This window comes from Microbispora siamensis (assembly GCF_016863095.1).
Classification (GTDB): domain Bacteria; phylum Actinomycetota; class Actinomycetes; order Streptosporangiales; family Streptosporangiaceae; genus Microbispora; species Microbispora siamensis.
Map to the genome: position 1 here is coordinate 25,521 of NZ_BOOF01000049.1, position 26,262 is coordinate 51,782.

25 protein-coding genes are annotated in these 26,262 nt (G+C 70.7%); 15 read left to right on the plus strand and 10 right to left on the minus strand.

All coding sequences use genetic code 11. From position 1 onward, the window contains the following. Nucleotides 1-19: 19 nt before the first annotated feature. The 3 genes from Msi02_RS34290 to Msi02_RS44120 all read left to right on the plus strand — a co-directional run bounded on the left by Msi02_RS34290 (nucleotide 20) and on the right by Msi02_RS44120 (nucleotide 2,652). The gene (locus Msi02_RS34290; RefSeq protein ID WP_079316144.1) at nucleotides 20-799 is read left to right on the plus strand and encodes an SDR family NAD(P)-dependent oxidoreductase; all 780 of its coding nucleotides are present in this window, start codon (nucleotides 20-22) and stop codon (nucleotides 797-799) included. A 15-nt stretch (nucleotides 800-814) separates the two neighbouring features. Continuing rightward, the gene (locus Msi02_RS34295) at nucleotides 815-1,612 is read left to right on the plus strand and encodes a crotonase/enoyl-CoA hydratase family protein (protein ID WP_239108988.1); all 798 of its coding nucleotides are present in this window, start codon (nucleotides 815-817) and stop codon (nucleotides 1,610-1,612) included. Nucleotides 1,613-1,797: 185 nt separating this feature from the next. After that, nucleotides 1,798-2,652 (plus strand): hypothetical protein, encoded by an 855-nt coding sequence (locus tag Msi02_RS44120; RefSeq protein WP_275414200.1) that lies wholly within the window; start codon nucleotides 1,798-1,800, stop codon nucleotides 2,650-2,652. Nucleotides 2,653-2,724: 72 nt separating this feature from the next. On the opposite strand, the gene Msi02_RS34305 is transcribed toward Msi02_RS44120, so the two are convergent. Continuing rightward, a complete protein-coding gene (locus Msi02_RS34305) occupies nucleotides 2,725-3,633 on the minus strand; it encodes an SDR family oxidoreductase (RefSeq protein ID WP_204052006.1) in 909 nt (302 codons plus the stop codon). Next, nucleotides 3,630-4,232: a TetR/AcrR family transcriptional regulator gene (locus Msi02_RS34310; RefSeq protein ID WP_204052007.1), complete on the minus strand. Its 603-nt coding sequence runs from the start codon at nucleotides 4,230-4,232 to the stop codon at nucleotides 3,630-3,632. The genes Msi02_RS34305 and Msi02_RS34310 overlap by 4 nt, the downstream gene beginning before the upstream one ends. A 134-nt stretch (nucleotides 4,233-4,366) precedes the next feature. On the opposite strand from Msi02_RS34310, the gene Msi02_RS34315 reads away from it, so the two are divergent. Then, a complete protein-coding gene (locus Msi02_RS34315; protein ID WP_239108990.1) occupies nucleotides 4,367-4,984 on the plus strand; it encodes a rhomboid family intramembrane serine protease in 618 nt (205 codons plus the stop codon). A 12-nt stretch (nucleotides 4,985-4,996) separates the two neighbouring features. Here the strand turns inward: Msi02_RS34315 and Msi02_RS34320 are convergent, their stop codons facing one another. The 3 genes from Msi02_RS34320 to serC all read right to left on the minus strand — a co-directional run bounded on the left by Msi02_RS34320 (nucleotide 4,997) and on the right by serC (nucleotide 7,503). Continuing rightward, the gene (locus Msi02_RS34320; protein WP_204052008.1) at nucleotides 4,997-5,677 is read right to left on the minus strand and encodes a hypothetical protein; all 681 of its coding nucleotides are present in this window, start codon (nucleotides 5,675-5,677) and stop codon (nucleotides 4,997-4,999) included. After that, nucleotides 5,674-6,240, minus strand: a complete 567-nt coding sequence (locus Msi02_RS34325; protein ID WP_239108991.1) for an RNA polymerase sigma factor — start codon at nucleotides 6,238-6,240, stop codon at nucleotides 5,674-5,676. Before Msi02_RS34325 ends, Msi02_RS34320 begins: the two co-directional genes overlap by 4 nt. Nucleotides 6,241-6,390: 150 nt before the next feature. After that, nucleotides 6,391-7,503 (minus strand): phosphoserine transaminase, encoded by a 1,113-nt coding sequence (gene serC / locus Msi02_RS34330; protein ID WP_204052010.1) that lies wholly within the window; start codon nucleotides 7,501-7,503, stop codon nucleotides 6,391-6,393. A 123-nt stretch (nucleotides 7,504-7,626) separates the two neighbouring features. Here serC and Msi02_RS34335 point away from each other — a divergent pair, with 123 nt between their 5' ends. Next, the gene (locus tag Msi02_RS34335; protein WP_204052011.1) at nucleotides 7,627-10,377 is read left to right on the plus strand and encodes an ABC transporter substrate-binding protein; all 2,751 of its coding nucleotides are present in this window, start codon (nucleotides 7,627-7,629) and stop codon (nucleotides 10,375-10,377) included. A 148-nt stretch (nucleotides 10,378-10,525) separates the two neighbouring features. Here the strand turns inward: Msi02_RS34335 and Msi02_RS34340 are convergent, their stop codons facing one another. Beyond that, nucleotides 10,526-11,632, minus strand: a complete 1,107-nt coding sequence (locus Msi02_RS34340; protein ID WP_079319121.1) for a citrate synthase 2 — start codon at nucleotides 11,630-11,632, stop codon at nucleotides 10,526-10,528. Between the two features lie 170 nt (nucleotides 11,633-11,802). Between Msi02_RS34340 and pdxH the strand changes: the two genes are divergently transcribed. Further along, nucleotides 11,803-12,447: a pyridoxamine 5'-phosphate oxidase gene (gene pdxH, locus Msi02_RS34345; protein ID WP_204052012.1), complete on the plus strand. Its 645-nt coding sequence runs from the start codon at nucleotides 11,803-11,805 to the stop codon at nucleotides 12,445-12,447. A gap of 38 nt (nucleotides 12,448-12,485) precedes the next feature. On the opposite strand, the gene Msi02_RS34350 is transcribed toward pdxH, so the two are convergent. Next, a complete protein-coding gene (locus Msi02_RS34350; RefSeq protein WP_204052013.1) occupies nucleotides 12,486-13,097 on the minus strand; it encodes a UdgX family uracil-DNA binding protein in 612 nt (203 codons plus the stop codon). 78 nt (nucleotides 13,098-13,175) lie between these two features. On the opposite strand from Msi02_RS34350, the gene Msi02_RS34355 reads away from it, so the two are divergent. Then, a complete protein-coding gene (locus tag Msi02_RS34355) occupies nucleotides 13,176-13,880 on the plus strand; it encodes an iron-dependent transcriptional repressor DtxR (protein WP_204052014.1) in 705 nt (234 codons plus the stop codon). A gap of 120 nt (nucleotides 13,881-14,000) precedes the next feature. Then, nucleotides 14,001-16,229: an ATP-binding SpoIIE family protein phosphatase gene (locus Msi02_RS34360; protein WP_079319124.1), complete on the plus strand. Its 2,229-nt coding sequence runs from the start codon at nucleotides 14,001-14,003 to the stop codon at nucleotides 16,227-16,229. A 37-nt stretch (nucleotides 16,230-16,266) separates the two neighbouring features. On the opposite strand, the gene Msi02_RS34365 is transcribed toward Msi02_RS34360, so the two are convergent. Then, complete coding sequence (locus tag Msi02_RS34365; RefSeq protein WP_204052015.1) at nucleotides 16,267-17,157, minus strand: hypothetical protein; 891 nt, start codon at nucleotides 17,155-17,157, stop codon at nucleotides 16,267-16,269. A gap of 151 nt (nucleotides 17,158-17,308) precedes the next feature. Here Msi02_RS34365 and Msi02_RS34370 point away from each other — a divergent pair, with 151 nt between their 5' ends. After that, on the plus strand, nucleotides 17,309-18,100 hold the full coding sequence (locus tag Msi02_RS34370) for an alpha/beta fold hydrolase (RefSeq protein WP_204052016.1): 792 nt from the start codon (nucleotides 17,309-17,311) through the stop codon (nucleotides 18,098-18,100). A 65-nt stretch (nucleotides 18,101-18,165) separates the two neighbouring features. Next, nucleotides 18,166-18,327, plus strand: coding sequence for a hypothetical protein (locus tag Msi02_RS34375; protein WP_204052017.1), 162 nt, complete (start codon nucleotides 18,166-18,168; stop codon nucleotides 18,325-18,327). Between the two features lie 9 nt (nucleotides 18,328-18,336). Here Msi02_RS34375 and Msi02_RS34380 read toward each other — a convergent pair whose 3' ends face one another. Beyond that, complete coding sequence (locus tag Msi02_RS34380) at nucleotides 18,337-19,482, minus strand: acyl-CoA dehydrogenase family protein (RefSeq protein WP_204052018.1); 1,146 nt, start codon at nucleotides 19,480-19,482, stop codon at nucleotides 18,337-18,339. 238 nt (nucleotides 19,483-19,720) lie between these two features. Here Msi02_RS34380 and Msi02_RS34385 point away from each other — a divergent pair, with 238 nt between their 5' ends. Both Msi02_RS34385 and Msi02_RS34390 read left to right on the plus strand, forming a co-directional pair. Beyond that, nucleotides 19,721-21,148 (plus strand): hypothetical protein, encoded by a 1,428-nt coding sequence (locus Msi02_RS34385; RefSeq protein ID WP_204052019.1) that lies wholly within the window; start codon nucleotides 19,721-19,723, stop codon nucleotides 21,146-21,148. Nucleotides 21,149-21,159: 11 nt separating this feature from the next. Beyond that, a complete protein-coding gene (locus tag Msi02_RS34390) occupies nucleotides 21,160-22,056 on the plus strand; it encodes a class F sortase (RefSeq protein ID WP_204052020.1) in 897 nt (298 codons plus the stop codon). 11 nt (nucleotides 22,057-22,067) lie between these two features. On the opposite strand, the gene Msi02_RS34395 is transcribed toward Msi02_RS34390, so the two are convergent. Next, complete coding sequence (locus Msi02_RS34395) at nucleotides 22,068-22,829, minus strand: hypothetical protein (protein WP_204052021.1); 762 nt, start codon at nucleotides 22,827-22,829, stop codon at nucleotides 22,068-22,070. 148 nt (nucleotides 22,830-22,977) lie between these two features. On the opposite strand from Msi02_RS34395, the gene Msi02_RS34400 reads away from it, so the two are divergent. The 3 genes from Msi02_RS34400 (at nucleotide 22,978) to Msi02_RS34410 (ending at nucleotide 26,229) form a co-directional block, all read left to right on the plus strand. Continuing rightward, nucleotides 22,978-24,219, plus strand: coding sequence for a hypothetical protein (locus Msi02_RS34400; RefSeq protein WP_204052022.1), 1,242 nt, complete (start codon nucleotides 22,978-22,980; stop codon nucleotides 24,217-24,219). A 330-nt stretch (nucleotides 24,220-24,549) separates the two neighbouring features. Further along, a complete protein-coding gene (locus Msi02_RS34405; RefSeq protein ID WP_204052023.1) occupies nucleotides 24,550-25,302 on the plus strand; it encodes a hypothetical protein in 753 nt (250 codons plus the stop codon). Between the two features lie 9 nt (nucleotides 25,303-25,311). Beyond that, a complete protein-coding gene (locus tag Msi02_RS34410) occupies nucleotides 25,312-26,229 on the plus strand; it encodes a class F sortase (RefSeq protein ID WP_204052024.1) in 918 nt (305 codons plus the stop codon). Nucleotides 26,230-26,262: the final 33 nt, after the last annotated feature.

The window sequence follows — 26,262 nt, forward strand, 5'->3', positions numbered from 1 at the left end:
CGCGCGTTAAGGTCCGGCTATGGATCTGAACGGAGCAGCAGCAATCATCTCGGGCGGTGCCAGCGGCCTCGGCGAGGCGACGGCCCGCGAGCTGGCCCGTGTCGGCGCGACCGTGGTCGTGGCCGACCTCAACGCGGAGCGCGGCAAGGCGCTGGCCGACGAGATCGGCGGCGTGTTCGCCCACACCGACGTGTCCGACGAGGCGTCGGTGCAGGCCGCGGTGGATGCGGCGGTCGCCACCGGCAAGCCGTTGCGCGCCGTGATCAGCAGCGCCGGCATCGGCTGGGCCCAGCGCACCGTCGGACGGGACGGCTCGCCGCACGACCTGGCGTCCTACCGCAAGGTGATCGACGTCAACCTGATCGGCACCTTCAACCTCATGCGCATCGGCGCGGCGGCCATGGCCAAGACCGAGCCGGTGGACGAGGACGGCGCCCGCGGCGTCGTCATCAACACCGCGTCGGTCGCCGGCATCGAGGGCCAGACGGGCCAGGTGGCGTACTCCGCGTCCAAGGGCGGCATCATCGGCATGACCCTGCCCGCCGCCCGCGACCTCGCGGCCATCGGCGTCCGCGTGCTCACCATCGCCCCGGGCATCATCGACACCCCGATCTACGGGAAGATCGGCGACAAGAACGCCGAGGAGTTCAAGGCCAAGCTCATCGGGCCGGTGGCGTTCCCGAAGCGGCTCGGCAAGGCCTCGGAGTTTGGCCACCTGGTGCGCACGCTGATCGAGAACGACTACATGAACGGCGAGGTCATCCGGTTCGACGGCGGCATCCGCTTCCAGCCCAAGTAAGCCGAGTGAGGTCAGGTGTCCGAGGTGAACTCCGGGCCGGCCGCTGAGCCGGACGAGGTACTCGTAGAGATCGTCGACGGCGGCGTGGCCGTCGTCACCATCAACCGGCCCAAGGCCAGGAACGCCGTGAACGGCGCGGTGGCGCGCGGGATCGCGGCCGCCCTGGACGAGCTGGACGAAAGCCCCGAGGTGTCCGCGATCGTCCTCACCGGGGCCGGCGGCACGTTCTCGGCGGGCATGGACCTGAAGGGCTTCCTCACCGGTGACATGCCGGTGGTCGAGGGCCGGGGCTTCGGCGGCATCACCGAGGCGCCGCCGAAGAAGCCCATCATCGCCGCGGTCGAGGGGTACGCGCTGGCCGGAGGGTTCGAGCTGGCCTTGTCCTGCGACCTCGTCGTCGCGTCCGAGGAGGCGAAGTTCGGCCTGCCGGAGCCCAAGCGCGGCCTGGTCGCCGGCGCGGGCGGCATCATGCGGCTGCCGCGCCGGATCCCCTACCACGTCGCCATGGAGATCGCGCTGACCGGCGACCACTACCCGGCCGTCCGGCTGTACGAGCTGGGGCTGGTCAACCGGATCACGTACCCGGGCGAGGCGCTCAACGGCGCGCTCGAACTGGCCCGCACGATCGCGGCGAACGCGCCGCTCGCGCTCGCCGCGACCAAGCGGATCATCGTCGAGTCGGCCGACTGGTCGCTCGACGAGATGTTCCGCAAGCAGGGCGAGATCATGGCGCCCGTCTTCGGCTCCAAGGACGCCATGGAAGGCGCGGCGGCCTTCGCCGAGAAGCGCGCCCCCGTCTGGAAGGGCGAGTAACCCGCACACCTCGTAAGACCGCTCGGGGCGCTCCACACAGGGGCGCCCCGGGCTAGGCGAACTGACGGTCCGGGCTACGCCGCACGGGTGATGACTCGTCCGCCGTCGTGATGACGCGCTTTCCCGGCCCGCTCACCACACTTCCTCATATCGATCAAGATGAGAACGAGGAAGGGTGATCGGACGTGCGAGCTGGACGAGGCGCCTGGCTGGCGGCCGGGGCGGTGGCAGGGCTGCTCGTGGGCGGCGGGGGAATCGCCGTGGCCACGACCGCGACCACGACCACGCCGATCGTGGCCTGCGTGGGCCCCGACGGCGTCATGCGGATGCCCCAGGCGCTGGAGGAGTCGGTCCAGGGCCGTACCGAGGGCGCGCAGGTCGCCGCGCCGGTCCCCGCCGGCACGTGTCCTGTCGAGTACCGGACCGTGTCCTGGAACGCTGCCGGACCCCAGGGCCCAATCGGACCGACCGGACCGACCGGAGCTCAGGGCCTGACCGGGCCGACCGGACCTCAGGGGCCCAAGGGAGAGACCGGTCCGCAAGGGCCCCAGGGCCCGGCCGGACCCCAGGGCCCGCAGGGCGAGAAGGGCGAGAAGGGCGAGAAGGGCGAGCCCGGCGCGACGTACGGGCAGACCCACTACGTCCATCAGGCCGTTGATCGTCGGGACGCTGCATGGGCGGAGGTAGTGCGCGTCTCCGAACTGCCCGCGGGGGACTACATCATCCAAACCCGTGTCGACGTCAATCCCTGGTCGAGTAAGGGACCGGGGACGTCCGGCTACTACGCCATGTGCGATCTCAACACGCCCACCGGGGTCGTTTCAGTCCGCAGCGAGCAGGACGAGGACCGCTGGCCCAAAATCGAGTTTTTCGCCACCGCGAAGCTGAGCGCACCCGGCCCCATGATCCTCAGCTGCCGATCGGCGAACGTCGAGTACGTCGGTTACGACGGCACATTGATGGTGACCCGCGTGCCCGAGGTCATCGCCTCACCGTCCACCACGCCGTCCACCACGCCGACCGCCACGCCGTCACACTGACGGACCCGGAGGACGGATGTGCGCCGATTCGCGCCGTGGGGCTCTCGCCTCCCGCAGGCACGAGCGAGGCGGTCAGAGCGGGTCGCCGAGGGGGCCGTACTCCTCCTCCAGGGCATTGGCCCAGTGGGCCGCGAAGTCCGGCTGGGTGCCGTCCACGTCGGTGAAGCCGTAGTCCTTGTACAGCCCCCAGGTGGCCAGGGCGCGTCCGGTCTTGGCCATGACATCGGGGTCGGCGGCCAGGGCGGCGACGGCCCGTCCCAGGTACGCCGGGGTCTCGGAGTGGGCGAAGTTCGGATCCTTCGCCACCCCGTCCCGCCAGTCGGCCTCGGTCACGCCGAAGTGATCGAGCATGGCCTCCGAGCGCAGGAAGCCCGGGGTGACGGCGACGGCGGCGACGCCGTACGGCTTGAGCTCCGCCGCCTGGGCCACGGCGAGGCGGATCACGGTGGACTTGGCGATGTCGTAGAAGAACGAGCCGCGATAGCGGGCGGTGTTGCCGTCGGTGACCTCCACGACCAGTCCGCTCCGGCGGGCGACCATCAGGGGCAGCGCGAACCGGCTCGTGACGATGTGGGTCTCCACCGCCCGGCGCAGCAGCCGCAGGCCGGTGTCGAGGTCCTGCTCCCACAGGGGATGCTCCCAGTCGGTCAGCGCGTCGCCGCCCCACACGGAGTTGACCAGGACGTCGAGCCGCCCGTCCTGCTCGGCGGCGATCCGGTCGACCAGGGCGCGCACCTCCTCGGGGTCGCTGTGGTCGGTGCGCACGGCGATGCCGGTGCCGCCGGCCGCGGTGACCCGCGCGGCGGTCTCCTCGATGGTCTCGGGGCGGCCCAGATCGGAGCGGCCGGCCGTGCTGCTGCGGCCGGTGACGTAGACCGTGGCGCCTGCGGCCCCGAGTTCGACGGCGATGCCGCGTCCGCCGCCCCGCGTGCCGCCCGCCACCAGGGCGACCTTCCCGGCGAGCGGCTGTCTGTCGTTCATCGTTTCTCCTCGCAGCGGGTGTGGGGCGCCAGAAGGCCGGTGATCGCCCGCCGGAGCCGCTCCGGCAGCGTGCCCTGCCGGTCGAGGGCCCACGTCAGGCCGGTGCCGGCGATCAGCGCCTGGACGGACTCGGCCAGCGCGGCGGTGTCGGTGCCGGTCCGCAGCTCACCCTCGGCCACCGCCTCGTCCAGCAGGGCCAGGATCGCCCCTCGCTGTGCCTCGTGCATGACCAGGGCGTACTCGTGCAGTTGCGGATCGGTGAGGTCCATGCACAGGAACGCCAGGTGATTGGCGAAACGCTCCGGGGTGTCCATGAGGGCCATCGACTCCTCGGCCAGCGCCAGGAGCGCCTCCAGCGGGGAAGGACGCCCCTGCCGCAGCCGCTCGTGGTGTGCCTCCGCCTCGTGCGCGGACTGTCTCGCCAGCGCCACCAGCAGGCCGCGCTTGGACCCGAAGCGCTGCACGAGGGTGCCCGGCACGAGCCCCACCTCGTCGGCGACCGCGGCGAGGGTCAGCCCGGCCGGACCCACCCGGCCGATCACCTCGGCCGCCGCACGCAGGATCACCGAATCGTCCACCCCGCGAGGACGTCCCGCCACCGGGCCCTCCCTTTCATAAATGACTGTTCATTTATTAATACAGCCGTCCGGCCCCTCCTGTAAACCCGACGGCATGATCCCGGCGGATCCGGGCAGTCCGCTCGTTCGTGAGCGGGACTGCGTACGGTAAAACCATGAATGATTCCGCGCCCGGGCTGCCCCGGCCGGGCCGGTCGATGCGGGAGCGGACGTCCGCGCTGCTCACCGGCGCCCTCGGCAGCGCGATCCTGATGATCGTGCTCGTCGCGGTGATGTGGGCGATCGAGATCGTCGACTACATGGAGAACGGGCGGCTCGACAGGTACGGCATCGTCGCCCACGAGCCGGACGGCCTGCCCGGGATCCTGTTCGCGCCGTTCCTGCACGCGGGGTTCGGCCATCTGATGGCGAACTCGCTGCCGCTGCTGATCCTGGGGTTCGTGGCCGCCATCCGGGGGATCGGCAGGTTCCTCGCGGCGAGCCTGGTCATCATCCTGGTCAGCGGGCTGGGCGTGTGGTTCACCAGCCCGCCGGACACACTGACGATCGGCGCGAGCGGCCTCGTCTTCGGATATTTCGGTTATGTCGTGGCCCGGGGGTTGTTCGACCGCCGGACCCTCGACATCGTCCTCGGCGTCGTGGTCGCCGTTCTGTACTACTCGATCCTGTGGGGAGCCCTGCCCACCCAGCCGGGCGTCTCCTGGCAGGGCCACCTGTTCGGCCTCATCGGCGGCGTGATCGCCGCCTGGCTGCTCCGCCGCCGCAGGACCTGACCGGCGTACGGCTCAGGAGCCGGGAGGCGGGGTGGCGGTCCCGATGTCGAACGCCGAGGGGTCATCGATGACCCGGCAGGGCTTGACCGGACCGTCCGTCAGCCGTCCGGAGAACTGGAAGGCCACCCCGGGGTGCTCCGTGGTCGGCTTCCGCGCGTTCTCCACGACCTCGATCATGACGATCTGCCCGGGCCTGATGAACTTGGGGCGGATCGTGATGCCGTTCTTCGGCTGGATCGCCTTGCTCGACGCCAGGTTCTCCGTCACCCGCCGCACGCGCGCCTGTACCGCCGGGTCCTGGCTCTCCAGTTCCTCCTTCGTGAGGGAGGTGCGGTCGCCCGCCACGAAGGGGGCGCGTCCGTCGGCGCACCTCTTCCCCAGCGGCAGATAGCTGATGTCGGCCTGCACGCCCAGCCTCGCCAGGTCCCTCTCGACCTGGTCCGGGTCCCTGAACTCGTTGATCTGCAGGCTGATCGAACCGTCCGCGTGCTGGGTCAGCGCGTACGCCGGGGCCTGCCCGCCGATCACCAGCGGGAGGGCGACGGCAGCGGCCGCGGCGGCTGCGACGACTCCGGTGCCGGTCAGCATACGGGTCCGGAGGCTCCGGCGCCCCGACGCGTGCGGCCGGGCTTCCCGCGCGGCCATCTCCGCCTTGAGTTCCGCGAGCAGTCTGTCTTCGAAGGTGTCGTTCACTTCGTTCCTCCGATCATTTCCACGACTCCGGGAAAGCGCTGGACCTGCCGCCGGGCGCGGTGCAGCCTGACCCGGGCGGTGCCCTGCCTGATGCCGAGCGCGGCGGCGGCCTCGGCGGGGCTGAGCCCGTCCACGGCCACGAGTTCCAGCAGCGCACGTTCGCCGTCCGGCAGATCGGCCATCGCCTCCAGCGCCAGGCGGGCCGGCGACTCGGCGTCGATGCGTTCCTCCAGGCGGGCGATGTCGTCGGCGTCGAGCAGGCGGCGGCCGGCGATCCTGCTGGTGGCGCGTAACTCCCTCGCCGTACGGCGGCGCTGTGCCAGCACCGTGTTGCGCGCCACGCCGTAGAGCCAGGCGATCTCGCTGCCTCTGTCCGGGCGGTAGGTGTGCGCGGAATCCAGCACGGCGAGGAACACCTCGGCCGTGAGGTCGGCGACGGTGTGCGGATCGTCCACCCGCCTGGCCAGGAACCTCGTCACGGCGTCGACATGCCGCCGGTAGAAGGCTTCGAATTCATCGGGATCACGGGCGAAGCCCGCCGGACCCGTCTGCTCACGGCGCACCGGCGCTCCCCTCGGTCGTGTGACAGAACACATCCCTGCTTGGACGAAGCGCCGCACACCGTTACAGGACCGGAAAAACGAAAAAGCCGACGGCCCGGAGACCGTCGGCGAGATCGGCGGCCGCCGGAGGGGCGGCCGCCGGGAGAACCACTAGAGACGCTCGACCACGTAGTCGACGCAGGAGGTCAGCGCCTCGACGTCGGCGGGGTCGATCGCCGGGAACATCGCGATCCGCAGCTGGTTGCGGCCGAGCTTGCGGTAGGGCTCGGTGTCCACGATGCCGTTGGCCCTCAGCACCTTCGCGACCGCCGCGGCGTCCACGGCGTCGGCGAAGTCGATGGTCCCGACGACGTTGGAACGCTGCGCCGGGTCGGCCACGAACGGCGTGGTGTACGACGTCTTCTCGGCCCAGGTGTACAGCCGCGAGGCGGAGTCGGCCGACCGGGCGGTGGTCCACGCGAGGCCGCCCTGGGCGTTCATCCACTCGATCTGGTCGGCCAGCAGGAACAGCGTGGCGACCGCCGGGGTGTTGTACGTCTGGTCCTTGACCGAGTTGTCGATCGCGGTCGGCAGGCTGAAGAACTCGGGGACGAACCGGCCGCTCTCGGCGATCTCCGTCACCCGGGCCAGCGCCTTCGGCGAGAACAGCGCGATCCACAGGCCGCCGTCGGAGGCGAAGCTCTTCTGCGGGGCGAAGTAGTAGACGTCGAACTCCTCGGCGGAGACCGGCAGGCCACCGGCGCCGCTGGTGGCGTCCACGAGGACGAGCGACTCGTCGTCCACGACGCGCTTGATGGGCATGGCGACGCCCGTCGAGGTCTCGTTGTGGGTGAGCGCGTAGACGTCCACGCCCTCCTCGGCGACCGGCAGCGGGTGGCTGCCCGGCTCGGACTTGATCACCGAGGGGTCGGCGAGCCAGGGGGCCTTCTTCGCGACCGTCGCGAACTTCGAGGAGAACTCCCCGAAGTGCAGGTGCTGCGACTTCTCCCGGATCAGCCCGAAGGACGCGATGTCCCAGAACGCCGTGGTGCCGCCGTTGCCCAGCACGACCTCGTACCCCTCGGGGAGGGAGAACAGGTCGGTGAGCCCGGCACGGACGCGGGCGACGAGGTTCTTCACCGGCTTCTGCCGGTGGGAGGTGCCCATCACCTTCGCCCCGGCGTCGGCGAGAGCGGCGAGCTGCTCGGGGCGTACCTTCGAGGGCCCGCAGCCGAAGCGGCCGTCGGCGGGCTTGATGTCAGCGGGAATCACGATGTCAGCCACGGTTCAAGCGTAGTGAGACCTGCGGATGCTCTAGACCATGGTCCGGATCGTGAGACATCATGGTCCCGTTTTAAGATCACGCACCACCTCAAGAATGGACTCCACCCCCGGGGAGACATCCGCGTGGCCGACCCGCACGCCGTCATCGAGGCGCTGGTTCGCAGGCCGTTCTTCTGGCGCTCCGACCGCCCCCTGCCCCTCGTCCTCGTCGTCGGCCGCGACGGCGCCGCCTTCGACGCGGCCCGGCGGCTCGCCGAACCCTTCGAGGACTCCCTTCCGCAGGCCACGGTCAGGGCGGGAGAGTACGACACGCTGCGTGAGCTGATCGCGGCGCTGGCGGGGGAGCGCGGCCAGCTCGGCATGCCGGTCGGCGGTTCGTTCCTGCCCCCGCCGCGGTTCCCGCTCGTGCAGTTCGTGCTGTGGGCGCGGCGGCAGCGCGAGGAGCCGCCTCCCGGGGAGCCGGTCGACGTGCCGGGCCGGACCTGGCCGCCCGACCCCCAGTCGCGTACGGGTCAGGAGGAGTTCAAGGAGCGCCTCAAGGACTGGCGCAGGGGCAGGTACGGCGGGGACAGGGGGCGCAGGACCGCGGCGGACTTCCTTGGCCGCGCGGCCACCACCTGGGTGCCGGTCGGCACGCTCGCCGCCTGGGGGCTCGGCGGCGCCTCCGACCTGGTCGGCCTGATCCCCTGGGCGCTCGGCGTGCTCGTCGCCGTCGTCGGCACGTTGATCCAGGCGATGCTCTCGATCAGGGGATCCTTATTCAACGGCTGGTTCAGGAAGCAGCCCTATCTGACCAGGAAGCCCTTCGAGCGCCTCGCGAAGTACGCGCTGCGCATCGCCAACGCGAGCGAGGCGGAGGTCGAGCGGCTGCTCGTCCATGCACTGTGCCGGGACCTGCGCCAGGCGTACCAGAAGTGGCTGATCCCGTGGCCGAGCTGGGGGCGCGGCCTCTACGCGATGCTGGTCCTCGACGCGCGGTGGCCCGGCGACGTCAACGAGCGGCTCCTGCGCACGCTGGAGGAGACGGTCGAGGAGACCGGGCTGCTGCCGCCGCTCCTGGTGCTGGCCGCCGTGCCCGAGTCGTTCGCGCCGGGCAGCCGTCCGGTCACCGCGGGCCGGATGTCGGACCTGTCCGCGCTGGTGACGTCGTGGCGGACGGCGGCGCGGCGGCGGGTGCCGCCGCTGCGGCTGATGGTCAGCGCGCCGGGGATCCCGCTGGACGACGACTACCGGCCGCGTCTGCTGGGCAGCCGGATGCGGGCGATCGGCTACTGGTGCGTGATGGCGCTGCTGCTCATCGGGCCCGTCGTCCTGCTCGGGCGCATCCAGCAGGACCGCAACGCGCACTGCGGCGGCCTGTCCTGGGTCGAGCGCGACGGCAAGGAGTGCGTCGGTGTCGTGAACGCCGACGGGACCACCCCGGAAGGGCTCTTCCCGTCGGGCGAGATAACGCGGCTCGTCGCCCGGATCGACCGCAACAACGCCCTGGCCAGGGAGGTCGGGACGTACGTGAGCGTGGTGCTGTTCGGCGAGTACTCCGTCGCGCAGGACCAGAACGACAGCGCGTTCGTCGGGGCACGGGCGGAGCTGACGGCGGTGGAGGAGTACCAGCGCGGCGTCTCCGGCGCGCCCCGCCTCCAGGTCCTGGTGGCGAACGCCGGCACGAACTTCCGCCAGGGGCGGCGTACGGCGGAGCTGGTCAGCGAGATGGCGACCGAGGACCCCCGCGTGCTCGGAGTGATCGGCTTCCAGCGCAGCGTCCGCGGCGTGGAGGAGGCCATCCAGACGCTGCACACGGCGAAGATCCCGATGCTGGTGACCACCGCGACCGCCGACCGGCTCGGGTACCTGCCGGACGATCCCGCCCGGTCCGGGTCCGGCTACCCCTCCCCGTACGTGTTCCGCCTCGGGCCCTCGAACCAGCGGCAGGCGCGGCTGGCCGTCAGGTTCGCCCGCGAGCGGCTCCTCGGCGGTGTGCACAAGCCGTCCGCGGTGGTCGTCCAGGACCAGACGGACGACGACAACTACACGAACAACCTCGCCGACGACTACGCGGACGAGGCGGGCGCGGTGGGGATCGCGGTCAGCGACCGCGTCGCGTACAAGGACCGGGGAACGGGCATGGACCTGGCGGTGAGCCGGGCCTGCGGGCACGGGCCCGACCTGCTCCTCTACGCGGGCCGCGCGGCCGACTTCCTCGACTTCCTGCGCTACGTCGAGGGCAAGGACTGCGGCAAGGAGCCGATCAAGGTCCTCGCGGGCGACGACGTCATCAAGGCGGTGGCCAACAGCGGCGCCGTGATCGGCGACTATCGGCGCGTCCAGGTCTACTACGCGGCGCTGGCGAGCCGCGAGCTGTGGCGCGGCAGCGCCGCGGCGCCGACGGGCTTCGTGCAGAGCCTGCTGAGCGGCCGGCACCCGAAGGAGTCCGACGACAACCTCATCCTCAGCTACGACGCCGCCAAGCTCTTCTACGAGCGCGTCAACGCGGCCTATCGGGGCGGGCTGCCCAGCAGGGGAGACCTGCTCTACCAGATCTCCCTCGTCTCCCCCCGCGACAGGTGGAACGGGTCGAGCGGGGTGATCTCCTTCGGCGCCGCCGCCCACGAGCCCGAGGACAAGGCCATCGCGATCCTGAAGGTGAACGACTCCGGCAGGTCCGAGGTCGCGGAGCGCTGCGGGCGCCTGGCGACCACCGAGCCCGAGGACACCAAGGAGATCTGCCGGGACCTCGACGGGGACGCCGGGGAGCGCGCGGCCCGAAACGCCCCGGCGGCGGCCTCGTCCGCGGACCCGTCGGCGAGCCCGTCCGCGAGCCCGTCCGCGAGCCGGTCCGGGAGCCCGCGCAAGGACGCCGCCGACCCCGCCCGGTGACCCGGCCGTCGGAACAGGGCGCCAAGTGACGCGGAAACGGCCCGCCCCCGGAAAGGGGCGGGCCGTGAAGGGTGCTGACGGTGCGCGGGCGGGCCCGGCGGCCTCTCGGAGCTTGTGGCACGCCGCAGGGCCGCGACCGCGCCGAGGCTCAGACCTTGCCGATGACCTCGGCGGCGCCGGGCACCTCGTTGATGGAGCGCTGCTTCGGGCCCACGTAGTTGGCGCTGGGGCGGACCAGCCTGCCCGTGCGCTTCTGCTCCAGGATGTGGGCGGCCCAGCCGGCGGTCCGGGCGCAGGTGAACATCGAGGTGAACATGTTCGACGGCACCTCGGCGAAGTCGAGGACCACCGCGGCCCAGTACTCCACGTTGGTCGCGAGGACCCGGTCCGGCTTGCGGGCGTGCAGCTCCTCGAGCGCGGCGGTCTCCAGCGCGGCGGCGACCTCGTAGCGCGGCGCGCCCAGCTCCTTGGCCGTACGGCGCAGCACGCGGGCGCGCGGGTCCTCGGCCCGGTAGACCCGGTGGCCGAAGCCCATGAGCCGCTGGCCCTTGTCCAGCTCGCTCTGGACGTACTTGCGGGCGTCACCCATCTTCTCGACGCCCTCGATCATGTGCAGCACCCGCGCCGGCGCGCCGCCGTGCAGCGGGCCGGACATCGCACCGACCGCGCCCGACAGGGCGGCCGCCACGTCGGCGCCGGTGGAGGCGATCACGCGGGCGGTGAACGTCGAGGCGTTCATGCCGTGCTCCGCGGCCGACGTCCAGTAGGCGTCGATGGCCTTCACGTGCTTGGGATCGGGCTCACCGCGCCAGCGGACCATGAAGCGCTCGACGATGCTCTCGGCCTCGTCGACGCGCTTCTGCGGGACCATGGGCAGGCCCAGGCCGCGGGCCGACTGCGCGACGAACGACAGAGCGGTCACCGAGGCGCGTGCGAGATCGTCGCGGGCCTGGTCGTCGTCGATGTCGAGCAGCGGGCGGAAGCCGTACGACGGCGCCAGCATGGCCAGCGCGCTCTGTACGTCTACTCGGATGTCGCCGGAATGGACGGGAAGTGGGTACGGCTCCGCCGGGGGCAGGCCCGGCTGGAACGTGTTGTCGACGAGCAGGCCCCAGACGTGTCCATAGGAGACGTTGCCCACGAGCTCTTCGATGTCGACGCCCCGGTATCGCAGGGCGCCCCCTTCTTTGTCCGGTTCCGCGATCTCGGTCTCGAACGCCACCACGCCTTCGAGCCCGGGTTTGAAGTCGGACATTCTCGGCCGCCTCCCTCTCTTGTGAAGTCCAGAGCCTTGATGTCGAGATACCGGCGGGTCAATTTAACCCGCAGCGCCCGACTGTCGCGCCCCCGGCCCTACCCAATGGGGTTCTCCCAGGTAGGGGCCACCGAGCGAGACGTACGCCGAGCACGCGAGAATACCTTTCCGTGGACAGCGCTTCGCACCTCCCCGGGCTCCGGCACAGTTACGAAGGTGAGCCCCTCCTCGAATCCGGCATGGCCGCCGACCCGGTGACACAGTTCGCGCTGTGGTTCGCGGACGCCGTCGCCGCGGGCCTGCCCGAACCGAACGCCATGGTCGTCGCCACCAGCTCCGCCGGAGGCCGTCCCTCCGCCCGCACCGTCCTCCTCAAGGGCTTCGACGAGCGCGGGTTCGTCTTCTTCACCAACTACGAGTCTCGCAAGGGCCGCGACCTCGGTGAGAACCCGCGGGCCTGCCTGCTGTTCCCCTGGCATCCCATCAGGCGGCAGGTCCGTGTGGAGGGCTCGGTCGTACGGCTCCCGCGCGAGGACAGCGCCGCCTACTTCCACTCTCGTCCGTACGGCTCCCGCATCGGCGCGTGGGCCTCCCGTCAGTCGGCCGTCGTGGAGTCGAGGGAGCAGCTCGACGCCAGGTTCCGGGAGCTGGCCGCGCGCTGGCCGGAGGACCCGCCGCTGCCGGACTTCTGGGGCGGCTTCCGGGTGGTGCCCGCGGAGGTCGAGTTCTGGCAGGGCCAGACCGACCGCATGCACGACCGGCTCCGCTACCGGCGCAGCGGCGGCTCCTGGGCGCTGGAGCGCCTCGCCCCCTGAGGTCCCGCCCCCGACGCCGATCAGGGCGGCCCGGCCGCTCAGGGCAGCCCGGCCGCGACCTTGAGGTCGGCGAGGAAGCCGGCGTACGCCTCGTCCCGGTCGGGCGCGCGCAGGATCGCCGAGGGGTGGATCGTCGCGACGTAGTACGCCCCCTCGCGCCGGGGGACCGGCTCCCCCCGATGCCTGGTGACGCGGAAGTCCGGGCCCAGCAGGGCCCGGGCGGCCGTGGCCCCCAGCACCACGGTCACCTCCGGGTCCACCAGGTGCATCTCGGCCTCGAGCCAGGGCCGGCAGGCGTTGATCTCCCCTACGGTGGGCTTCTGGTGGATCCTGCGCTTGCCGCGGGGCTCGTACTTGAAGTGCTTGACCGCGTTGGTCACGTACACCGCCTCGCGCTCGATGCCCGCCTCTTCGAGCGCCTTGTCGAGCATGCGCCCGGCGGGCCCGACGAACGGCGCGCCCTCGCGGTCCTCCTGGTCGCCCGGCTGCTCGCCGACCAGCATGAACCGTGCGTCGGGAACGCCCTCGCCGAAGACCGTCTGCGTGGCGGCGTGGTAGAGGTCGCAGCCCTCGCAGTGCCGTGCGGCCTCCCTGAGCGCGGGCAGGCTGATCTCCGCCGGAAGGAATCGCTGGGCTCCGATGTTTCCCATCCTGGGTCGCTTCCCCAATAAGGTCGGCTGCGAACACGGGGGAGGTCGTAGCATCGAATTACAAGGACTGGAGGAGCCTTGACCGCACACGGCCTGATCGACACGACGGAGATGTACCTCCGGACGATCTTCGAACTCGAAGAGGAGGGCATCGTCCCGCTCCGCGCCCGGATCGCCGAGCGACTGCAGCAGAGCGGTCCGACCGTCAGCCAGACGGTGGCGCGCATGGAGCGCGACGGCCTGGTCAAGGTCGAGGGGGACAGGCACCTCAGCATGACCGCGCTGGGCCGCACGCTGGCCATCCGAGTCATGCGCAAGCACCGCCTCGCGGAATGCCTGTTGACGCAGGTGATCGGCATGCCGTGGGAAGAGGTCCACATCGAGGCGTGCCGCTGGGAGCACGTGATGTCAGAGTCTGTGGAGACCCGGCTCGTGAACCTTCTCAAGAACCCCCGGGTGTGCCCGCACGGCAACCCGATCCCGGGTCTGGACGAGCTGGGGGTGCCTCAGTCCGGTTCGGCCGGAGATGAGATGGTGTCTCCCATGGTGACCCTCGCGGGACATGCCCCCGTGCCCGTTGTAGTGCGCCGAATCAGCGAACAAGTGCAAAGCGATCCCGCCGTGATGCTTAAACTCAAGCAAGTTGGGATACAACCGGGACGCGAGGTGACGCTCGCGGCGAGTGACAACGGTGTAACGGTGACTGGTGATGGTGAGGTGGGAACCACGACCACGGACCTTCCGAGGGACGTCGCCTCACACGTTTTTGTCACCAGACGATGACGGAATGAGTTGTGCCTGGTTGAATCCCCTAGGGAGTCCTTTCATTTCTCGCGACCCAGCCTTCGCAGGAGCGCCCGTGCCCGGCATAGCGAACCCACCTCGTCAAGGGACGGTCGTGGCATGAGGCGATGGGGAGATCTGTCACAGGACGCCGACGACCACCTTTCCGCCGGTTCGGTTCTCGACCACGCGGAGATGGCCGTGGTCGTGACCGACCGCTTCAGCAATGTCCTGTACTGGAACCCCTTCGCCGAGCAGTTGTTCGGCCGCGTGGGCGCGTCTCCGGGCAAGGAGTCGCTGCACACCCTGGGGATTTCGGAGAAGGACCATCCGCTCACGGCCGAACTTGCCAAGCACGTGCTGCGCGGCGGTGTGTGGGAGGGCACGTTCGACGTGGCCCGAGGCGACGGCACGACGATCTACGTGCGCGCGCAGGCCGTGCCGCTGCGGCACCCCTCCGGCTCCGTGAGCGGCATCGTGATCACCGCGCGCGAGGCGATGCGCAGCAACGAGCGTGAGAAGGACCGCTTCGGCCTGCTCGAGCGGATCGGCGAGCGGCTCGCCGGCTCCCTGTACGTCGAGGAGACGCTCAACCGGGTCGCGGAGATGCTCGTCCCGCAGTTCGCCGACCACTGCTTCATCGAACTGGTCGAGGGCGACCGCCTGGTGCGCAAGGTCTCCACGCACGTGAACGGCTGGACGCCGCCGCCGGACACCTGGCGGCCGGTCGGCGCGGAGATCAGATACCCCCTCGGGCACTACGCCGAGACCGCCCTGCGCCGCCAGGAGACGATCCTCGTCGAGGACTTCTCCCAGGTCAGCTACCCGGCGACGAGCGAGGGCGCGGCCCGGCTGTGCGGCGAGATCGGAGTGACCTCGGCCATCGCCGCCCCGCTGTGCGTGCGCGGCGAGACGCTGGGCCTGATGTACCTGGGCCTGTCCAACCTCTCGAACCGCCGTTCGCCTCACTACGACACCTTCGACCGCGACTTCGTGGGCGCCATCGCCACCCGCGTCGCGCTCGCCGTCGACAACGCGCTGCTGTTCGAGGAGGAGCGGCACACCGCCGAGTCGTTCCAGAAGCACCTGCTCCCGCGTCAGCCGCTGCCCTCGCTCGACGGCCTGGAGATCGCGGTCCGCTACTACCCGGCCGCCCCGCTCGCGTCGCACGGCCAGGGCATCCAGACCCAGGTGGGCGGCGACTGGTACGACGTGATCCCGCTGTCGGCCGGCCGCGTCGGCATCGTGATCGGCGACGTCGAGGGCCGGGGGGCCAAGGCGGCGGCGGTCATGGGCCAGCTCAGGGCCGCGTTGCGGGCCTTCGCCCAGGACGACAAACCGCCCGCCGACATCCTCGCCCGCCTCGACGAGTGGACCAGGATCGTCGCCGCGCCGGAACACGACGACTTCGGCGCCGACATCACCAACCCGCCGATCGTCACCTGCCAGTACATGGTGTACGACGCGTGGTCGAGGCAGCTGTCGTTCGCCAACGCCGGGCACGCCCCGCCGCTGCTGATCGTGGACGGCGAGGTCAGGGACCTGGACATCACCGAGGTCGGCCAGCCGCTCGGGGTGCGGGCCAAGGGCATGCACGCCGACCTGGTCTACAAGGAGGAGACGAGGGAGCTGCCGCCCGGCGCGACCCTGCTCCTCTACACCGACGGCCTGGTCGACCGCAGGCCGCCGCGCGACTCCGCCACAGGCGTCCCCGATGACGACGAGGCGCTCGACGTCCTGCGTGAGAAGCTGGCCAAGGCGTCGGGGGAGTCCGTCGAGCGCATCGCCGACCTGGCCACTGTGGCCGTCCCCGGCGAGATCGACGACGACATGGCCATCCTCGTCGTCCGCTCGGCGGGCACGGAGCTGCAGTCCCAGGAGCGTACGTTCCCGGCCCAGCCGATCATGGTGAGCGAGGCGCGGCGGATGGCGTCCGAGGCGTTCGCCGGATGGCAGGTGCCCGAGGAACGCGCGGAGCTGGCCTGCCTGCTCGTCTCCGAGGTCGTGACCAACGTGGTCCTGCACGCCGCCAGCGCCAGCGTGCCGCGCCGCGAGCTCGTGCTCGACGGTCCGCCGCTGCCGTTCGACGAGTCGTGGGACGTGCCGGGCTTCGAAGAGGAGATCGCGGGCGACAAGGAGTTCACCCTGCGGCTGCGCAGGGGCGCGGAGTCCGTCTGGGTCGAGGTCTTCGACCAGGACCTCCGCCTGCCCCGCATCCGCAGCGCGGGGGAGAACGACGAGGGCGGCCGTGGCCTCTACCTCGTCGACCAGCTCGCGCGACGCTGGGGCTCCCGCCCGACCCGCGAGGGCAAGGCGGTCTGGTTCGAGATCCCCATCGGCGGTCGTTAGGTCGTGACGCGCCCCCCGGCGCGGGGGCGTGTCACGGTCAGTTCTTCTGCTTCAAACAGCTGTAGCCGCTCGGCCGGTCGGGTTCGAGCGTCACCTGCCGCAGCACGGTCGCTTCCATGGAGATGCGGAAGGTCTCCTGGTGCGCGCAGTCGTACAACGCGTACGCGCCCTCGCGTTCGCCGAGCAGCAGCACCTGCACGCCGCCGCGCAGCACCTTGCCGCTTTCGCGGTCGTTGAGCACCACCCACTGGTCCTGGAAGCCCACCATCGACAGGAGCATGCTGGCGGGCCTGCCCTTCTCGGCGACGGCGAGCGCGTCGCTCTCCATCTGCCCCATCAGCGCGAAGCCCAGCCCGATGCCGGTGAACGCGGCCACCACGATCTTCATGCCGGCGCGGCCGGCCGGCCGCCGCCGCAGCAGCCGGAACGGCACGAGGAAGGCCAGGGCGCCGATCACCACCGCGGTGATCACGATGCCGGCCAGCGACGCGCCCTCGCCCAGCCCGAGGTAGCCGAGGAAGCCCCAGTAGCTCGCCCCGCACCACAGCGCGCCGGCGGTCGCGGCGGCCCACGGGCGCACACGTACGGCCTGGGCCAGGCGGAACAGATGGCCGAGGGTGGCCTTGTCGAGCAGCCAGACGGCCGCCACGACGATGCCCGCGACCAGCGCGCCCCCGATGATGAGCAGGATCAGCGTTCCCACCAGGCGGCCGAACATGGTGGCCTGGTCGATGCCCGCCTGCTCCGGACTGATGTTGAAGATGCCGTACACCTGCTGGATGCCGAGATAGAGCAGCGCGTACAGGGCTATGCCGATGGGCACCACGACTGATCCGCTGCGTTCCAGCAGGTCGACGACGCCGGCTTTCACGTCCGGCTCCGGCGGGTCGGCGAGGCCGGTGTGCTCCTCCGGCTTGGTGATGGTCATTTATCGGTTCATTTCGTCTTCGGTCGTTGCGACGGAACATGATTGCAGCCCGCGCGGACGAGCACGCACCGGATCCGCCTCGACGGTCGGGGAGCGGACACCACGCGCTGCGCGCTTCTTTCCGGCCGTCCCGGGTGCTTGACTCGGACGCATGGAGCTCGCCCACGACCGCCGCGGCAGCGGCCCGCCGCTGGTCCTCCTCCACGGCATCGGTCACCACCGGCACGGCTGGCTGCCGGTCCTCGACCTGCTCGCCGAGCGGCACGACGTCATCGCGGTGGACCTGCCCGGCTTCGGCGAGTCCCCGCCGCTGCCGTACGGCACGCCGTACAACGTGGAGACGCTGGGGCGGGCGGTGCGGGAGTTCTGGACCGGGCTCGGCCTGAGCCGGCCGCACGTCGCGGGCAACTCGCTGGGCGGCTACATCGCGCTCGACCTGGCGTCCTCCGCCGACGTCCGTACGGCCGTCGCGCTGTCTCCCGCCGGATTCTGGTCCCGGCCCGAGTACGCGTACGCGCGGGCCGCGCTGCGCCTGCTGCGGCTGGCGGTGCGGGCGGACGGGCTGCCCACGCTCGCGGCCGGAACGGACGAGGGGAAGGCGCTGGCCTTGGGGCTGTTCGTGGCCCGTCCGGAGCGACTGTCCCGCGAGGCCGTGCTCGCGGCGGCCGTGGCGATGCGCGAGTGCGTGGGGTTCGAGGAGACGCTGGACTCGCTGGCGTGGGTCGCGCCGCCCGCGCCGCCCCAGGTGCCGGTCACCATCGCCTGGGGCGACCGCGACCGGCTGCTGCCGCGCCGGCAGGCCGTACGGGCGGCGCGGTGGGCTGGGCAGCGGGCGCTGCTGCTGCGGGGCTGCGGCCACGTGCCGATGAGCGACGACCCGGAACTGGTCGCGCGGGTGATTCTCGAAGGCAGCGCCCGCGAAGGCGGCGAAGACCCGCGCTGAGTCTCTCCGTGCCGCTTGTGCCGACGGGCGCGCGGGGGCGGGGAAACCCACGCATACTGATCCCTGTGGACACCGGACTCATCCTTCTGGTCTTCCTGGCGTTCCTGTTCGCGTGGCTGCTGAACAAGGTGCGCCGGTTCTTCCGGCTGAGCCCGATGGCCTACGGAGGCGTGATGGTCGTGTTCGTGGTGGCCATGCTGCTGATCTGGGGACAGCAGCACAGCTGATCTGTTGCTCTAGAAGCCGAAGGACCGGCCGATGATCTCCTTCATGATCTCGGTCGTGCCGCCGTAGATCGTCTGTACGCGGCTGTCCAGCCAGGCCTTGGCCACCGGATACTCCAGCATGTACCCGTAACCGCCGTGAAGCTGGACGCACCGGTCGATGACCTTGTTCTGCAGCTCGGTCGTCCACCACTTGGCCTTGGCCGCGTCCACCGCCGTGAGCTCCTTGGCGTTGAGCGCTCGCACGCACTTGTCCACGTAGTGGCGGGCGATCTCCACCTCCGTGGCCAGTTCGGCCAGCAGGAACCGGGTGTTCTGGAACTTGCCGATGCTGCGGCCGAAGGCCGTACGGTTGCGGCAGTACTCGATCGTCTCCTCCAGCACCGTCTCCGCCGCGGCCACGGCCGCCACCGCGATCGACAGCCGCTCCTGCGGCAGGTTGTTCATGAGCTGGAAGAAGCCCTGGCCCTCCTCGCCGCCCAGCAGGTTGGCCACCGGCACCCGGACGTTCTCGAAGAACAGCTCGGCGGTGTCCTGCGCGTGCATGCCGACCTTCTCCAGGTTCCGGCCGCGGGTGAAGCCCTCCATGCCGCGCTCCACCACCAGCAGCGAGGTGCCGCGCGCGCCCGCCGAGGGGTCGGTCTTGGTCACGACCACGACGAGGTCGGAGTTGATGCCGTTGGTGATGAAGGTCTTCTGGCCGTTCACCACGTAGTGGTCGCCCTCGCGGACGGCGGTGGTGCGGATGCCCTGCAGGTCGCTGCCGGCCCCCGGCTCGGTCATCCCGATGGCCGTGATCAGCTCACCGGACGCGAAGCCGGGCAGCCAGCGCTGCTTCTGCTCGTCGTTGGTCAGATCGACCATGTACGGCGCCATGATGTCGTTGTGCAGGCCGAATCCCAGGCCGGTGGCGCCGACGCGGATAATCTCCTCGACGATCACCATGTTGTAACGGAAGTCGCTGATCCCCGAGCCGCCGTACTCCTCCGGCACGGAGAAGCCGAACATGCCCAGCTCGCCCGCCTTCTTCCACACGTCGCGGGGGACGATGCCGTCCTTCTCCCACTGCGCGTGGTGGGGGACGACCTCACGGGCCATGAACTCACGGACGGTCTCGCGGAAGAGGTCGTGCTCCTCGTCGAAGAGGTCTCGCCGCATCGGGTACGCCTTCCGGCTCAGGGTCTGTTGGCCGCACCAGAATACGATTCTGGTTGTCCCCCGGTCGATCGGCTTCAAGTCGTACGGAGGGTCACAACTCCGAAACCATCGCGATAACGGCCCCTTTGACCGCTTCGGTTACCCCTAAGATCTACCTTCGGTTTGCTATAGGCCCGCCAGGGCGGACCTGTGATCGGAGTATGCGGTGATTCGGTGGAAAGCTGGTCTTCCTAGGACCATGGCCGCCTTGGCCCTCGGCCTGGCCGGTACGGCAATCGTCGTCGTGCCGTCGATGACGGCACAGGCCAATACCGCCGACCTCGTCGTCGATTACGCCTGCCAACAGGGCATCGCCACCTCGGGTTCGGGCACCGTCTATCTTCGGACGAAGCTCACCGTTCCCACCACGCTGAACGTCGGCGATCCGCTCAACGTGGCGTGGAAGCTGAACTACAAGGACGCGACGCGCTTCGGAGCGCCCGCGCGGCTGCCCAACGGTGGCAGGATCGAGGTGACCGGGCGGGTCAACCTCACCGGCAGCTGGATCGGGCAGCTTCAGCCCAAGGGGTCCGTGGACCAGCCGGGCGCGATGATCAAGGGCACGCCGCTCAATCTTCCCGATGGCATCGCCGACTTCGCGTACACCGATCGAGAGGGAACCCTCACGGTCAAGCCCGGCAGGCTGTTCGTCGACTTCCGTCCCCCCGCCTCCGAGGTCATGGTCAACGACGACGACCCGGCGATCACCTACAGCGGCGGCTGGGAGAACCTCGAAGGGCAGCCGAGCGGGGACAACGACTACCACTTGGACCTGCACCGGACCACGGTGGGCGGCGCCTCGGCGTCCTTCGTGTTCACCGGCACGGGAGTGGACTACGTTGCGCAGCGGGACCGGCGCGCGGGGCCGATCGACATCGAAGTCGACGGTCAGCCCGGTACTCCGCCGCGGATCGATCCCTCGACGAACGACGACGGCACCCCGGTGAACGACGCCAACAAGGGCGGGCAGACCCTGTGGAAGTTCCGCGGTCTTAAGTACGGCGAGCACACGATCACGATCAAGAACGTCGAGGACGCCAAGTGGGGCCAGCTCGACGCGTTCCGCGTGGTCACTCGGGAGCTGGTCAACCCGCCGCAGGAGTACCGCGCCGAGTGCACGCTCATCAGCGCACCGGTCGGTATTGAGGTGACGATCGGCGGTGGCGACAACCCGGCCAGCCCGTCGCCGGACAGCTCGCCGGACACGTCCGCGTCGCCCGACAGCTCGGCCAGCCCTTCGGGAAGCGTCTCGCCGAGTGCGTCCCCCACTCCCACCCCCACGCCTTCCCAGTCGCCGAGCGGCGGTCAGTCGCCGTCGCCGTCGCCGTCGCCTTCGGCGAGCAGGAGCCCGAACCTGGCGCCGACGCAGAACTACGTGGTGGCGGTGGTCACGCAGGGCAGTCCTTCGCCGACGGCGACGAAGACGGTGACGCTGACCGCGACGCCGACCGTGGCGCAGGTGGCGATCACGCCACAGGGCGGCGCGCAGACCGGTGAGGCTCCGGAGCGTGTGTCGTCCTCGGGCATGCTGCTGATCGGCTCGGGTGGCGCGCTGTTGATGATCGGAATGCTCAGCGGTGTGGCAATGCTCCGGCGCAGGGCGGCGCACTCGGGCGAGCGGAGCTGAGAAGGATGACGATGCACGACACTCCTGACGGTGGCGCTCCCGAGCAGGGCGGCGCAGGCACCGACGCCAAGAAGACGCGTAAGCCGCTGCCCCAGCCGGTCCTCGCGACCCTGCTCGTGGCGGGGTCCTTCGGCGGCATCGCGGCCGTGATGGCCGGGATGCTCGCCGTGCTGAGCCCCTCGGACCCGGAGGAGAGCGGGCCGGTTCCGGGCGCGGTGAACGTCCAGGACGCGGGCAACGTGGCCTTCCTGCCGCCCACTGTGGGGCCGGGCGGGCCGGGTGTGCCGCTCACGGCGGCGGACCCGACCGCGCCGCCGCCGCTTCCCGCGATCAAGCCGATCGCCCCGCTGACCCTCACGAGCGCGGCATCGTCATCCCAGACGCCGCTTTCGTCGTCGTCCTCGTCCTCGTCATCGACCGCCAAGAAGACGACGACCAAGAAGGTCACCGGCAGGCCGCTCAAGATCAGCATTCCGGCGATCGGGGTGAAGGCCACGGTGGGCTCGGTGGGCGTGGACAAGACCGGCGCCATCCAGACGCCCCCGCTGAGCAAGCCGAACCTCACCGGCTGGTATCGCTTCGGACCGGCCCCCGGCGACCAGGGGCCGGCGATCATCCTCGGGCACGTGAACACCCGCAAGGGCGCCGCCGTCTTCAGCCGCCTGCGCGAGCTGAAGCGCGGCAACAAGATCGCCGTTCTCCGCGCGGACGGCAAGATGGCGATCTTCACGGTGGACGGGATCGAGCAGGTCAGCAAGTCGACGTTCCCGACGAAGCGGGTCTACAGCAACACGATCACGTCCTCGCTGCGGCTGATCACCTGTGGTGGGGTCTACAACGCCAAGCAGCACCACTACACCGACAACATCATCGTCTACGCGACGCTGACGGAGACCAAGGGCAAGTGATCGCGAGGTGATCAGCCCCTGCTGATCACCTCTTCGCCCTCCCGCGCCTCGCGCTCGGGCGGATCGTGCGGCCTGCGCCGTACGGCCGTCCGGGCCGCGCGCTGGACCAGGAGCGTGCCCGCCACCGCCGCGACCGCGACGGCCACCAGCGCGTACGGCTGACGCCACGGCGAGGAGTCACCGCCGGCCGCAGAGACCTCGGCCGGCTGGGTGGCGCGGTCCGGCTTGGTGGTCCGGGCCGGCTGCGCGGACGCGGCGGGCGTCGCGGCAGGAAGGCGGTTGGGGATGACGGCCGCAGCCTTCCAGGGGAACCCCGGCGGCTTCACCGGACCCCAGTAATCCATCACCTCGGTGCCGGCGGGCACCGGGAACTGCGGCGGAGCCGCCTTCAGCCCGCCCGGCACCGTGAGCGTGCCGATCTCGTACGGCGCGAACATGCCCTGCAAGCCCTGCACCCGCCACCGTCCGGCCGGCACCTTGATCGACGTCGCGTAGTGGGCGGGCTCCGGCAACGGCGTCCCGTCGAACGTCAGGGCCGTGCCGTCCTCCCCGGTCAGGCGCAGGCCGACCGGTTCGAGCCCGCCGGGGCCCTCGTACGGATGGGTGCCGTGCTGGAGCACCCAGAAGCCCACCGTGTAGGAGACATCGGGTCGCACCTCGGCAGGGAGCGGGTCGAGTTCGGTCACGGCCCAGAATCCGGCCCGCGCGTGAGCGGGCAGGGCCGGTGCGAGAATCGCCGCCATCGCCGCGAGCGCCACGAGCAGTCGTCTCATGTCAACACCTCCACCCTCCCTACCGTGGGAGGGCGATGAAGGTTCCCTGAGAATTTCCTGACATAAGGCACCCGCCGGTTATGTGGATGGTCAACTCCTGGGAGACTGTTCGCTACGTGTACGTGACTGTGGTGGCAGGAGAGACGTCGTGCCCGACCCCAGTGCCCGGCGGAGGAGTGCCCGGCGTCGCATCGCGGCCCGATCGGCGGCGGGAGCGACGGCCGCACTGGCCCTGATGACGTGGCCGGTGCTCGCGGCGACCGAAACCAGGACCGTGTCGTACTCCTGCACTCCCGCGGGCGGCGCCGCCGCGACCTACCCCGTGAACGTGACCCTGGTCGCGCCCGACAACCCGGTGGTGAGCAGCGCGGCGACCGTGACCTGGCGGATCGCCCCCGCCGCGACGTCGGACGGCCAGAGTGCGATGGTCGCACCGGCGACGGGCATCGCGGCGAACGACGTCGTGATCGCCGAGGGCCTGATGGAGGTGACCGGCGCTCCCGTCGTGAGCGAGTCCGCCACTCCCAGCGCATCGCCGACCCCCACGCCCTCACCGTCGGCGTCGCCTTCCGCGTCCGCCACCCCGTCCCCGTCGGCCTCCCCGTCTCCGGAAGACGCGGGTGACGCCGGCGACACGGAGTCTCAGGTGGCGACGGACACCTCCGCGACGCCGTCCCCGAGTGCGACGCCCTCTCCCAGCGCGACGCCGTCCAGCGACGAGTCGGGCTCGGCCACGGACGACACGACGACCGGCACGCAGGAGGAGACTCCTTCGGCCGTCACGCTGAGCCCGTCCGCGTCCACGGCGGTTCCGGTCTCCCTCTCGCCGTCGGCCACGCTGACGCCGATCCCCGAACTGCTCGTCACGCTGACCCCGACGGCGGAGGGCACGGTCGGAGTCGCGGCCGGGAACTTCACGCTGAAGCTGCGGCCGGCCGGGGACACGACCGGCACGGGGCAGGCGCTCTACACGTGCACGCTGCCGGACTCCGCGACCCGGGCGTCGCTCGCGCTCACCGTCGCCGCCTCCTCGTCCGCCTCGCCGTCCCCCTCAGCGTCCGCGTCGCCCTCTCCCTCGCCGAGCCCGACCGGCAGCGACGACGACGACGCGAGCAGCTCGCCCACTCCCAGCGCTACGGCGTCGACGAGCCCGACCCCGACCAGGACCAGGACGGTCACGGCGACCGCCACCGCGGCGGTCCCCCGTACGGCGACCAAGCAGATCAAGACGACGCCGGTCGGCGGTGCGCAGACCGGGGCCGGGGGCGACGCGGGCCCGGACGCCCGGCTCGTCGTGTTCACCGGCCTGGCGCTGATGGCCGCGGCAGCGGCCGGAGGGCTGCTGCTGCGCCGCTTCGGCCCGAACGCCGGTTCGTACGGCAGGCGCTAGCGTCCGGCTGACGCGGACATGCCGAGAACGCGAGAAAGTTTGAGCAACCGGAGGCGGTCTTGGGGTTTTTGTCCGTAAGATCTCTACCTGACTGTGACCGTATGCTGGAATGCTGGTACGCCTGTTGACTGCGAGCATCGAAGTGGAGAGAAGTCAGTGCTGAAGTCAAAGGCGCGGGGCCGTGTCGCAGGAAGGGCCGCCGCGGCCGGAGTGGTCAGCGCGGGCCTTCTCCTGGGCCTGGGCGCGCTCGGTGCGCATGCCGACACGAAAACCGTGACATACACCTGCACTCCGGGCGCGGGAGGCACCGCCGTCACGCACGATTTCACGGTGACGCTCACCGCGAGCACCTCGACGGTGACCGGCACCCAGTACACCGCGTCCCTGAGCATCCAGCCGCTGACGACCTCGGAGTTCCCCGCGCCGGTGCAGATCGCGAGTGGCGCGGCGATCGAGTTGCAGCCCAGCGTGTCGGCGTCGGCGCTGCCGGCCGGTATGACCGCGGGCGTGTCCACGCCGTCGCCGACCGGCGCGGCGTTGACCTCGGCGGTCGCGGCCCAGGCGTCGATGCCGCCGCTCCCCGTGGCGACGCTGACCGTCACGCCGTCGGCCGGGGCCACCTCCGTCGTGCTGACGGCGAAGGACTTCAAGATCAGCATGGTCGCGCCCGCCGGCACGGGCACGACCACGACGCCCACCCTGCTCTACAACTGCGTGGTCGCGGCGACGGGTGCCAACACGGCGCCCGCGGTGGCGACGATTCCGGTGACGAACGCCTCGGCGTCCCCGAGCGCGAGCGCGAGTGCGAGCCCCAGCGCCAGCGCTTCCGCGAGCGCCTCGCCCACGCCGCATAACACCCGGACGGTGTACGAGACGGTCTTCGCGTCGCCCACGCCGAAGAAGACGAAGAAGACCAAGGCCGCACAGGTCGAGAACACGCCCGGGGGCGGCGCGGCCACCGGTGGTGGAGGCGACGCGGGCCCAGACGCCCGCCTCTTCGTCCTCACCGGTACGGCGCTCATGCTGGCGGCGGGGGCCGGCGGACTCGTGCTCCGGGCCCGGCGCCGCCCGGTGAGGCAGTAGGACGAAGCCATGACCACCCCGCCACCTGGACAGTACCCGCCGGGCCAGCCGTACGGCATGCCTCTCGGGCCGGGCGGGCAGGGCTACCCGCAGCCGGTTTACGGCCAGCCGGTCTTCCAGCCGGTCATGCTGCCCCAGATGCAGCCCGTGCAGCCGGTGCCCCCGCCGCAGCCGCCGGAGGAGAAACCTCCCGGTGACAGCGCGGCGGCCATCCGGCGGGTGCTGATCACGGCGGCCATCCTGGGCCTGGTCATCGTGGTCGTGGGCGTAGTGATCATGGTGAACAACCCCGACGAGTACGCCACGCCGACCCGTCAGACGCTCAAGCTCGCGGCGCCGCAGAACGGGCTCGCCCCCTCCGTGGGACCGGGCGGCGCCGGGCAGCCGCTGACGCAGGCGGTCGCCGACGCGCCTCCGCCGGTTCCGAACATTCCGGCGGCTCCGGCGATGCAGCCGTCCACGCCCAAGCGCCTGGTCATTCCCAAGATCGGCGTGAACGCCCCGATCAGGTCGGTCGGTCTCGACCGCTCCGGCGCGATCCAGACGCCCCCGATCAGCAATCCGAACCTGGTCGGCTGGTATCGCGGGGGCCCGACGGCGGGTGAGGCGGGCCCGGCGGTCATGCTCGGCCACAAGGACACGACCAACCGCAGCGCCGTCTTCACCCGCCTGCACGAACTGGCGTACGGAGACAAGATCGAGGTGTACCGCCTCGACGGGACCGTGGCCATCTTCACCGTGGGCGGTATCGAGCAGGCGAACAAGCAGACGTTCCCCACCAACCGGGTGTACGGGCACGCCGACAACGCCGAGCTCAGGCTGATCACCTGCGGCGGCAAATACAACTATTCGACCGGTCACTACTTCGACAATGTCATCGTCTACGCCACGATGACCGGAACGCGTCTGGCGAAAACCAGGTCCTGAGTCCGGGGCGTCTCGCCGGAAGGGCTCGTGGCT